The sequence below is a fragment of the Desmonostoc vinosum genome (assembly GCF_059505385.1).
The window spans coordinates 1-9709 of the sequence record NZ_JCACKM010000208.1 but is presented as its reverse complement, the minus strand read 5'-3'; the positions used below and the strand labels follow the sequence as shown (position 1 = coordinate 9709).

Sequence of the window (9709 nt, the reverse complement as noted above, 5' to 3'; positions counted from 1 at the left end):
CTCAAAACTATACCCATCAACCCTTTCGGTCTAATTTTAAGTATTTTGTCTGTTTGTTAAGAAAGATCCGGGTAATGGATAGGCTCCCGGAGGGAGTGGGGATTAGGGGTAATGGGGAATTGGTGTTTGTATTTCTCCCCCTACCCCCTCTCACATCCGATGTACACCGTAGAAAACGGCATAGAGGGCTGGAACTTGCTAGGCGATCGCTAGAGCTAAAATAGAAAGTAGTACATTCGCACGAGTAAAAATCGCGTTAGTAGTTAGCACACAGCATAAAATCGCAGATTTTAAACACAAATTCAGAGAAATAATTGTTACATTTAACTACGAATTTATGCGTTCAAAAATGAGTTTTTTTGATTACACTCTACGCATTAATTGTTTGAGTTTTGACAACTTAATAGTCAGTAAAGACTGTTAAGGTCAGCTGATATGCCAAGGTTAATCCAAGCGCGATCGCTCGAAAGATAATTTACACTCAAGATGATACCGATTATTTTTCGTTTCTGTCATGTCCTCTACTCTCGATTCCCTACCACCAGCTCTTGCTAAAATTGTTCAGCGCTTCCAACGTGCTTCTGAACCCAAGCGACGCTATGAGCAACTCATTTGGTATGCTCAAAAGCTCAATGAGTTTCCAGAAGCTGATAAAATACCAGAAAATAAAGTACCTGGGTGTGTTTCTCAGGTTTATATTACAGCAACCCTCAATGATGGTAAGGTTGTGTTCCAAGGAGATTCTGATTCTCAACTAACTAAAGGATTAGTAGGGCTTTTGATTGAAGGATTAAACGGGCTAACTCCTACCGAAGTTGTACAACTGACTCCAGATTTTATTCAAGCAACCGGCTTAAATGTTAGTCTGACACCTTCACGCGCTAATGGCTTTTACAATATTTTTAAAACCATGCAAAAAAAAGCATTTGAATCCAAATTAGATTTGTCTAATTAGCCTCATTAATCAAGATAAATAAGCTAGTTACCTGCAATAAAAACTGTCATTGGTCATTAGTCATTAGTTATTTACAAAAGACAAAGGACAACTGACAACTAACTACCAAAATTAGGCTGATGTCTACCAATTTATTATCAAATATCGATGCAGTGGGATTTGGTGGAGTGGTTCAAGAATATCTCTGGAACTGGGAAAACCAACAATTGCGCGTTATTTATGAAACTCTTGGCAAAGGTTCACCACTATTACTATTACCAGCTTTCAGTAGCGTTTCTACACGGGTTGAAATGGCTGAACTCGCGAGATTATTAGCTCCTCATTTTCAAGTAATCGTAGTAGATTGGCCTGGTTTTGGGGAATCTTCTCGACCGAGTTTAGATTACAAACCAGCACTATATCAGCAATTTTTAGCCGATTTTGTCACCTCTATTTTTAATACTCCAATAACAGTGATTGCTGCTGGTCATGCTGCTAGTTACGTATTGCAACTAGCTCAGAATCAGCCTAGTGTTTTCTCCAAAATTGTTTTAGTGTGTCCTACTTGGCGGGGGCCTTTGCCAACAATGGGAGCAAGTCAGCAGATAGCTGGTATGGTTAGAGGATTAGTGCGATCGCCTATACTCGGTCAAGCCCTTTATAAACTCAACACCACACCATCTTTCTTAAATTTTATGTACCGTCGTCATGTGTATACTGACACGGCAAAACTTACACCCAGTTTCATCGCCAAGAAGTGGCAAACAACTCAGCAACCAGGAGCGCGGTTTGCTTCTGCTGCCTTTGTAACTGGTAATCTGGATGCAGTAGATGAGCAATCTGATTTTCTAGCCTTGGTGCAACCATTATCTGTTCCGCTCATGGTGGTTATTGGAGAATCAAGCCCGCCAAAATCAAAAACAGAAATGACAGCTTTAGCAGCCTTACCAGGAGTCAAAAGCATCGTCATCCCAGGTTCATTGGGATTACATGAAGAATATTCCGCAGCAGTCTTTGCAGCAGTCCAAGATTTTCTATTTCCCTCGGACGTATGAAAGGGAACAGGGAGATGAACTTCGACTTCGCTCAGTGAGCGAGAGATGAGAAAGTAATTTTCTCCGCGTCCCCCTTCGGGTGACGCTCGCAAGCTCGCTAACGCTGCGCTAACGCAGTCGCCTGCGGAGGGAAACCCTCCTGCAGCGCTGTCTCACCGCGTCCCCAATCCCCAGTCCCCAGTCCCCAGTCCCCAATCCCCAGTCCCCAATCCCCAATCCCCAGTCCCCAATCCCCAAAACAAACCAATGGTGCGATTACAACTGTGGCAATGGATCATCTTAGCAACTCCGATCGCCTCTATCATCTGTTTGTTGCTCATCTCGGCAGGTTTGCAGATTCACGATTGGGGTATTAACTGGATTTGGGGTGTGTTCACTATCGTGTTGGTGGGCTGGCGTTGGTTGCTGGTGAAATGGACGCAACCAATGGTGGGACAGGTGGAGGCTGTAGTAGCAGAGATTCGCGCCGAACTAGAATCGGCTACAAGTGACGCCAACGCATTGCCAGGAATAGGTGACGCCACTAAGCAAGCAGAAACTGCTCTCCAAGAGATTCTACAAACTACGGAAAATGATCGCCCGCTTTGGGAAGATTGGCAGAACTTTTGGCAGCAATGTCAGGATTTGGTAGTGGCGATCGCTCGGATTTATAATCCAGAAGTTCAGTACCCTTTATTAAATATTTACGTTCCCCAGGCTTACGGGTTGATTCGCGGAACAGTGGATGATTTAGACCAGTGGATGCAGAAGTTATCACCTGCTCTCAATCAAGTGACTGTGGGGCAAGCGTACCAAGCATACGAAGTTTACCGCAAGTTAGAGCCATCTGCTCGCAAATTTTGGCGAGCATGGAATTGGGCGCAATGGCTATTAAATCCTGTGGCGGCGGTGGCTAAACAAGCTAGTCAGGGTTCGAGTAACCGGGCTACGCAGCAACTTTTAGTAAACTTGAGCCAGTTAATCAGAGAAGCGGCTTTGAGGAATTTATGTCGGCAAGCGATCGCACTTTATGGCGGTAGTACAATCCAAATTTCCACACCAAAGCTACCTCAAATCAAGACTCAAACACTGCGAGACATTCTAGCTCAAGCAGAACCCACCGAGGTGGTTGTGCAAAAACCCGTCAATATTCTGCTTGTGGGAAGAACAGGGGCCGGAAAAAGCAGCTTGATCAATACAATATTTCAAGCCGATCTTGCAGCTGTCGATGTTTTGCCTAGTACCGACGAGATCCAAAGTTACCACTGGCAAACAAACAATGGAGAAACTCTCACACTTTGGGATACACCAGGCTATGAACAAGTCAAGCGTGAAGATCTACGAAAGTTAGTGCTTGATTATGCTAGTACTGCCGATTTATTAATGCTTGTCACCCCAGCCCTCGATCCTGCTTTACAAATGGATGTAGACTTTCTCCAAGATATTAAAGCAGAAATTGCAGATTTACCTGTAATTGCGATCGTTAGCCAAGTAGATCGGCTGCGTCCCATCCGCGAATGGCAACCACCTTATGATTGGGAGTGGGGCGATCGCCCCAAAGAAATAGCAATTCGAGAAGCTACTGAGTATCGTGTTCAGTTGCTGGGCGAGTACTGTAATTTAGTTTTGCCTGTTGTTACTAATGACAGCAAAACCAATCGAGTTGCTTGGGGAGTAGAAGAGTTATCTTTAGGATTAGTCGAAGCGATCGCACCTGCTAAGCAACTCCGTCTGGCTCGTTTTTTGCGTAATCTGGAAACTCGCACTGTCGCAGCTGCCCAAATCATTGACCATTACACTTTTCAGATGACGACTACACAGGGATTGACAGCACTGCTAAAAAGTCCCGTCCTCCAGTTCATTTCTACACTTTCTACTGGTTCACCCGACTTAGCTTATATATTAGCGGCGCAAATTCCTGTAGAACAGTTGCCAATTGTCATAGGCAAACTCCAAATGGCATATGAGCTGTTTTCGTTGTTAAATGCTGGTAACGCCAACCCCCTTAACTTTGAATTATTATCTTTATGGCCGCTGCTATTGGAAAATTCTGCTTCACCCGATCACAATGCTTGGGCATTTGGTCACGCCTTGGTTGAGTATTGGACTCAAAATCTGACGGTTGAACAACTCCAAGAACGATTTAAATATTACCTTAGTCAAATTTAATTACGAATTACGAATTACGAATTACGAATTACGAATTACGAATTAAGCTGTTCCACATATAACTTGCATAATTAGGGCGGGCAAGATGCCCACCCCACAAGAGTTTTATTTAATTTGATTATGTAATTTAGATGTTTTTTAGCTTACGAATTACGAATTACGAATTACGAATTACGAATTATTTAAGGGGATCTGACCGCAATAAACAGTTGGGTTTCCACTCAGCACTTTGTTATACCGTTTGTTTGAGTTGAAATTTTGCTAAATTAACTGGAGCAAAAACACCATTTTCTGTAATGATCGCTGTAATTAACTTGGCTGGTGTGACGTCAAATGCTGGGTTGTAAAATTCTGCTCCTGATGGTACTAAGATGGTGTCACCAATTTGGTATATCTCCTCTGGGTTGCGTTCCTCAATCGGAATTTGACTACCATCGGCTAATTCAAAATCAACGGTGGAAAGGGGCGCGGCAACAAAGAAGGGAATATTATGGGCTTTGGCGACGATCGCTAAGCTATATGTGCCAATTTTATTTGCGGTGTCACCATTAGCAGCAATGCGATCGGCACCCACAACTACGGCATGAATCAAACCTTGTTTCATGCAATGAGCCGCCATGTTATCAGTAATTACCGTTACCGGAATGCCTTCTTGCACACATTCCCAAGCGGTGAGTTTTGCACCTTGCAAGCGGGGACGGGTTTCGTCGGCAAACACACGTTCTAAGCGTCCTTCGCGCCAAGCAGAACGCACTACACCCAACGCTGTACCGTAACCAGCGGTTGCTAATGCTCCAGCGTTACAGTGTGTGAGAATTGTTAGTTGATTTGGGGTAGTGGGCAAAGCTGTTAGACCATTGTCACCGATCGCTTGACAGGTTTGCAAATCTTCAGCATTGATCGCTTGGGCGGTTTCCAGTAGGGTTTGTTTAATTTCGTCTACTGTTCCAAAGGTTTCGTAGGCAACTTTGATCATCCGGCTAATTGCCCAAAATAAATTTACCGCCGTGGGACGAGTAGAACGCAATAACTGAGCAACTTTGTCTAGGCGATCTAAAAATTCATGGCGATCGCTTGTTTCAATTTCCCTAGCTCCAAGATACATGCCATAAGCCGCAGCCACACCAATCGCCGGCGCACCTCTGACAATCATCGTTTTAATTGCCCGTGCCATATCTTCGCTACGGTGAATTTCCACGATTGTGTATTCGTTGGGTAGGCGAGTTTGATCAATTAGTGACACAGAATCGTGATGCCAAACAACTGGGTAAACCTGACTTTGAGAATTTGTCATAGGAAGAGGTGTTTTATAGATGTTTAGTAAACTTGTATCAAATAAAGCTTTGCTCTCACCTTGATGCTCAAAAGAGCAACAGCAGGAGGTTTCAGCTACACGCAGATTGTAGCAGGGTTAAAATTTAAAATGGTTATTAGTATATTTTCAGCAAATAGCTTAAAAGGCATATGAAAATTAAAGCAATTATTCATCCGGCAGAAGAAGGAGGATATTGGGCAGAGGTTCCAGCACTTCCTGGTTGTATCACTGAAGGAGACACAATGGAGGAGGTGATGGCTAACTTAAAGGATGCTATTGAAGGTTGGCTCGATGTTGCCAAATGTCAATTTTAGAGGAAGCTGCCAACATTTATCACAAGCAGCAGAACAAAGATAAAGAGAGTTTAGCGTATCTAGTTATCGGAGAATTGCGAAAAAACAGTGTTGAAGGATTTCGATACACAATTGCCGATATTTCTCTTAGACTACCTGAATGTGGTGATACTGGGTCACTACAAACTTCCTCCAGGAAATATACCCTAACTCAGTACAGCCAAGATTCCTAATTCTTGACGTACTTGTTTGATAGGTTTGTGCCAGTTTTGTTCAAAAGGATAAGCAATTATCGGTTTACATTTTAATCCCGTTTGTAGCCCTCTACTGAGAGCAGCAATCAGTTTTGGAACTTGGTGAATATGCCCAATGGCAAACCAAGGTGCGTGGGATAGAACAAAGACGTTGAGCAGATCTCGATACTGTAGCAGAACAAAAACCGCAAGTCCAAATTCACCAATGGGCGTCCCCTCAAAGCCTATGATCACATGATGTACATCGTGTGATATTGCCAAACGTCTAGAAATACTGCTTTCTCCATCCTTGAGTGTCACGAAAGCTTCAGGGTTGAAACCAGAGCTAATTATATGTCGGGCGTATGCTCCTCCCAAAGTATCTGACGGTAATTTAGAGAGTTGTTGAATGTCGATTTGTATTGAGGCACTGCACAGATGTGTAGCCTGCGAAGCTAAACGCTGTTCAACCCACTGCTGCCAATTGCTGTGACGCGCAGCTTCAATAATATGCAGAATGCCTTGTGAAGGATTACTCAAAAATACCCGGTATGCACGGCTAAGTTCTAACCAATTGATTCCTGCTAGAGGGTTGAACTTTTGTAAATGTTGCTGAAATCCAAGTTTGGCTGTAGATGCGCTCAACATTTTAAATCTCCTTAATTCGGTTATGGACGATGACATCACTATGCAATTAAGTGAATATAGTTTTTATTATATGCATTAAATTGCATATGCAAATAGTTACATATATAAATTTTTGTTAAGTTATATAATTACTTAGTAACATGACAAATTTAAAATAATGCATTAGATGTAGGTTAGGTTAAACGAAGTAAAACCCAACAATGTCAGAGTTTTTATGTCTTGAGTTTCGTGACTTGACTCAACCTATAATTTGCAACATTTAAAGCTTGTCAGTTTAGTAGTAGCAAATGTTGCAAAAAATCACACAACCAGAGCATGAAAATACCTCTTACCCTACTCCCTACTCCCCATTCCCCATTTTCAAACCAATGCTTTCAGTAACGCCTGAAGTTTAAGTTGCACCTCGGCAAACTCTTTATCGGGATTAGAACCAGCCACGATACCTGCACCAGCGTAAAGTCTGGCGCGATCGCCATTAATTAAAGCTGAACGAATCCCCACAATAAACTCACAGTTTCCCTCCGCATCTATCCAACCCAGAGGCGCAGCATATAAACCCCTCTCAAAGCTTTCGTAACGCCGTATTTCTGCACAAGCAATATCCCTCGCTGCACCGGCAACCGCTGGTGTGGGATGTAGTTGGGCGATAATTTTCAATGGGTGTACGTTTGTCGGTACTATGGCACTAATTGGTGTCCACAAATGTTGAATGTTGGATAACTTTCGTAAGCGTGGTGCTAGCAATACCTGCGGTAACAATCCTAGCTGGGTAAGACGCTGAGTAATAAAATCAATCACCAACAAATGCTCGTGTCTCTCTTTTTCACTGTTCAATAGGCGATCGGCATTGGTAGCATCTTCAGTAGGTGTTTTACCTCGTGGTGCAGAACCAGCTAAAGCATCAGTAATTAACTGTTGTTGATGAATACTAATTAAACGTTCTGGACTAGCCCCAATAAAGTTTTGTCCTTTACCGTTACTTGTAGAAAAAATATAACAATTAGGATGGATTTGTCGGAGATTATTTAAAGATTTAAATAAGTTCAATTGATGACTAGAAATTACATCTAATGCATCCGCTAAAACAATCTTAGTCAAATGACTAGACCGGATTTTTTCTAATACTGAGGATACTGAGCGTTTAAAATGAGTAGCGTTTGTAACTGGCTGTTTGTTGAAGTTTGTAGGAAAATAATCAATATGGGGAGAGTAATATTCTAAAGACTGAAGATATTCAATTTTACAACTAATATTTTGTAATATTCTTTGAATATTTGTCTTCGTATTAATAATTGTATTTATTACTAATATACAGCGTTGGTTTTTTACAGCTATTTGCCAACGCGGCAGAAAAACTGTAGCAGATGGAAAAGGATAATCTGCTTGAGAATTCTTATCAAAAAAGCTAAAATAACAAAAAAAGTGAGGGCCAGAAAATGGTAAGTTAGTGTTACCAAAATTAATTACGTTTTTGAGACAAAATTTGATAAAGTCTTCTGCATTTGTGAAACGATCTGTACCATCAATTTGTAATTTTGTCACAGCATCAATTGCCGCGATCGCCTCTCCTTTGCCTCTGTTTTCAAAGTAAAAATTTATTTCATTTGCTTGTGTAAGTTTCTCCAATACAACTAGAGGGTCTACCAAGTCAATCTCCTGGGAGATACTGACAATTTCCCGGCCATTATTCTTGATGCACTTTTCTTGAACCGATAACAGAAATTGATATAAATCTTTGTAATTAACAAACAAGTTATTGCGACATGGTGAAACTGTCATAGATCTGACTATAGTAAATTTTTTTTAAGTTATCTTCCTAAAGTGCAATTAAACGTGGTCGTATTTCTACAGGTAACATATTAAGTCGCTATTTCACCAGCGTAGGTTTTGTCTTGTTTCTGGTGATCCAAATACCTGATTTGGTGTTGCAACTTGAGTTTTAGTGACACTAGCTTAATCATTGACAATAGATGATGATAGTTTTTGCTAATTCAATAGCATCTGGTGTCTACTAAATCATAAAATCGAACATGTGAGTAAGATTATTTGAATTTAATTAATCAACACAGATGACTACCAAGCAGATTTTATATCCCAACACTAAGTTATGGATGGCAGCAATTAAGCCGCCGATGTACAGCGTTGCCATCATGCCCATTTGGGTAGGAACAGCAACTGCATTTGCGGAAACTAAAGTTTTTAACGGAGTAATATTTTCTACTTTTGTAGCTGCGGCAATTTTAATTTTGGCCTGGGAAAACCTGAGTAATGATGTCTTTGATTCAGAAACGGGTATTGATCAAAATAAACATCATTCTCTAGTTAACTTAACTGGCAATAAACCATTAATATTTTGGATAGGAAATTTGTGTTTAGGTTTGGGATTGCTGGGCATATTAGCGATCGCCATCTGGCAACAAGACCCAACCGTCATAGGGATAATTCTGTTGTGTTGTGCTTTAGGCTACACGTACCAAGGGCCTCCCTTTCGTTTAGGATATCAGGGTTTAGGGGAAATTATTTGCTTTTTTGCCTTTGGCCCCTTGGCAATGAGCGCTTCATATTATAGTCAAACTCAAACTTGGTCAATCACAAATTTAGCAGCCTCAGTGATTGTTGGTATTGCCACAAGTTTAATTTTATTTTGTTCGCATTTTCACCAAGTTAAGGATGACATAACAGCAGGCAAGCGATCGCCCATCGTCCGTCTGGGAACAGCAAAAGCAGCCCAACTCCTCATTTGGTTTACCGCTAGTATTTATCCCCTCACCCTAGTATTTGTACTATGGGGAATGTTTCCACTGTGGACATTACTGAGTTGGCTAAGTTTGCCTTATGCCCTCAAATTATGTCGCCACGTCCAGCAAAACCACAACCAACCGGAAAAAGTCAGTAACTGTAAATTCATTGCTGTGGCTGTACATTTCTGGAGTTGCTTGTTGTTGGGTGTGGGATTCATGTTGTAATTTGTAATTCGTAATGACGCTCGATGACTCGCTACCGCTGCGCTAACGTAATTCGTAATTATTTACAAAAACAGGGAGTAGGGAGTAGGGAGTAGGGAGTAGGGAGTAGGGAGTAGG

Annotated in this window: 9 protein-coding genes; 6 read left to right on the top strand and 3 right to left on the bottom strand. The window is 41.6% G+C overall.

The features are described 5' to 3' along the window. Positions 1 to 514: 514 nt before the first annotated feature. The 3 genes from AC5JMF_RS25245 (at position 515) to AC5JMF_RS25235 (ending at position 4137) form a co-directional block, all read left to right on the top strand. Positions 515 to 955, top strand: coding sequence for a SufE family protein (locus tag AC5JMF_RS25245; protein ID WP_495798451.1), 441 nt, complete (start codon positions 515 to 517; stop codon positions 953 to 955). A 119-nt stretch (positions 956 to 1074) separates the two neighbouring features. Next, a complete protein-coding gene (locus AC5JMF_RS25240; RefSeq protein WP_495798450.1) occupies positions 1075 to 1989 on the top strand; it encodes an alpha/beta fold hydrolase in 915 nt (304 codons plus the stop codon). Between the two features lie 246 nt (positions 1990 to 2235). Then, complete coding sequence (locus AC5JMF_RS25235) at positions 2236 to 4137, top strand: GTPase family protein (RefSeq protein WP_495798449.1); 1902 nt, start codon at positions 2236 to 2238, stop codon at positions 4135 to 4137. A gap of 232 nt (positions 4138 to 4369) precedes the next feature. Here the strand turns inward: AC5JMF_RS25235 and mtnA are convergent, their stop codons facing one another. Then, a complete protein-coding gene (gene mtnA / locus AC5JMF_RS25230) occupies positions 4370 to 5431 on the bottom strand; it encodes an S-methyl-5-thioribose-1-phosphate isomerase (protein ID WP_495798448.1) in 1062 nt (353 codons plus the stop codon). A gap of 170 nt (positions 5432 to 5601) precedes the next feature. On the opposite strand from mtnA, the gene AC5JMF_RS25225 reads away from it, so the two are divergent. Continuing rightward, positions 5602 to 5766 carry a type II toxin-antitoxin system HicB family antitoxin gene (locus AC5JMF_RS25225; protein WP_495798447.1) on the top strand — a complete coding sequence of 55 codons (165 nt, stop codon included), beginning with the start codon at positions 5602 to 5604 and terminating at the stop codon, positions 5764 to 5766. Then, positions 5754 to 5978 (top strand): hypothetical protein, encoded by a 225-nt coding sequence (locus tag AC5JMF_RS25220; RefSeq protein WP_495798446.1) that lies wholly within the window; start codon positions 5754 to 5756, stop codon positions 5976 to 5978. The genes AC5JMF_RS25225 and AC5JMF_RS25220 overlap by 13 nt, the downstream gene beginning before the upstream one ends. Here AC5JMF_RS25220 and AC5JMF_RS25215 read toward each other — a convergent pair. Beyond that, positions 5952 to 6626, bottom strand: coding sequence for a Coq4 family protein (locus AC5JMF_RS25215; RefSeq protein ID WP_495798445.1), 675 nt, complete (start codon positions 6624 to 6626; stop codon positions 5952 to 5954). The two genes, AC5JMF_RS25220 and AC5JMF_RS25215, sit on opposite strands and share 27 nt — an antisense overlap. Before the next feature lie 360 nt (positions 6627 to 6986). Further along, positions 6987 to 8405, bottom strand: a complete 1419-nt coding sequence (locus AC5JMF_RS25210; protein WP_495798444.1) for an isochorismate synthase — start codon at positions 8403 to 8405, stop codon at positions 6987 to 6989. Positions 8406 to 8695: 290 nt separating this feature from the next. On the opposite strand from AC5JMF_RS25210, the gene menA reads away from it, so the two are divergent. Then, positions 8696 to 9592, top strand: a complete 897-nt coding sequence (menA, locus tag AC5JMF_RS25205) for a 2-carboxy-1,4-naphthoquinone phytyltransferase (protein WP_495798443.1) — start codon at positions 8696 to 8698, stop codon at positions 9590 to 9592. The last annotated feature ends 117 nt before the right edge of the window (positions 9593 to 9709 follow it).

Excerpts from the sequence above, each read along its gene's own strand:
- AC5JMF_RS25245 (WP_495798451.1), top strand. The coding sequence starts at position 515 with ATGTCCTCTACTCTCGATTCCCTACCACCAGCTCTTGCTAAAATTGTT.
- AC5JMF_RS25240 (WP_495798450.1), top strand. The coding sequence starts at position 1,075 with ATGTCTACCAATTTATTATCAAATATCGATGCAGTGGGATTTGGTGGA.
- AC5JMF_RS25235 (WP_495798449.1), top strand. The coding sequence starts at position 2,236 with ATGGTGCGATTACAACTGTGGCAATGGATCATCTTAGCAACTCCGATC.
- mtnA (WP_495798448.1), bottom strand. The coding sequence starts at position 5,431 with ATGACAAATTCTCAAAGTCAGGTTTACCCAGTTGTTTGGCATCACGAT.
- AC5JMF_RS25225 (WP_495798447.1), top strand. The coding sequence starts at position 5,602 with ATGAAAATTAAAGCAATTATTCATCCGGCAGAAGAAGGAGGATATTGG.
- AC5JMF_RS25220 (WP_495798446.1), top strand. The coding sequence starts at position 5,754 with ATGTCAATTTTAGAGGAAGCTGCCAACATTTATCACAAGCAGCAGAAC.
- AC5JMF_RS25215 (WP_495798445.1), bottom strand. The coding sequence starts at position 6,626 with ATGTTGAGCGCATCTACAGCCAAACTTGGATTTCAGCAACATTTACAA.
- AC5JMF_RS25210 (WP_495798444.1), bottom strand. The coding sequence starts at position 8,405 with ATGACAGTTTCACCATGTCGCAATAACTTGTTTGTTAATTACAAAGAT.
- menA (WP_495798443.1), top strand. The coding sequence starts at position 8,696 with ATGACTACCAAGCAGATTTTATATCCCAACACTAAGTTATGGATGGCA.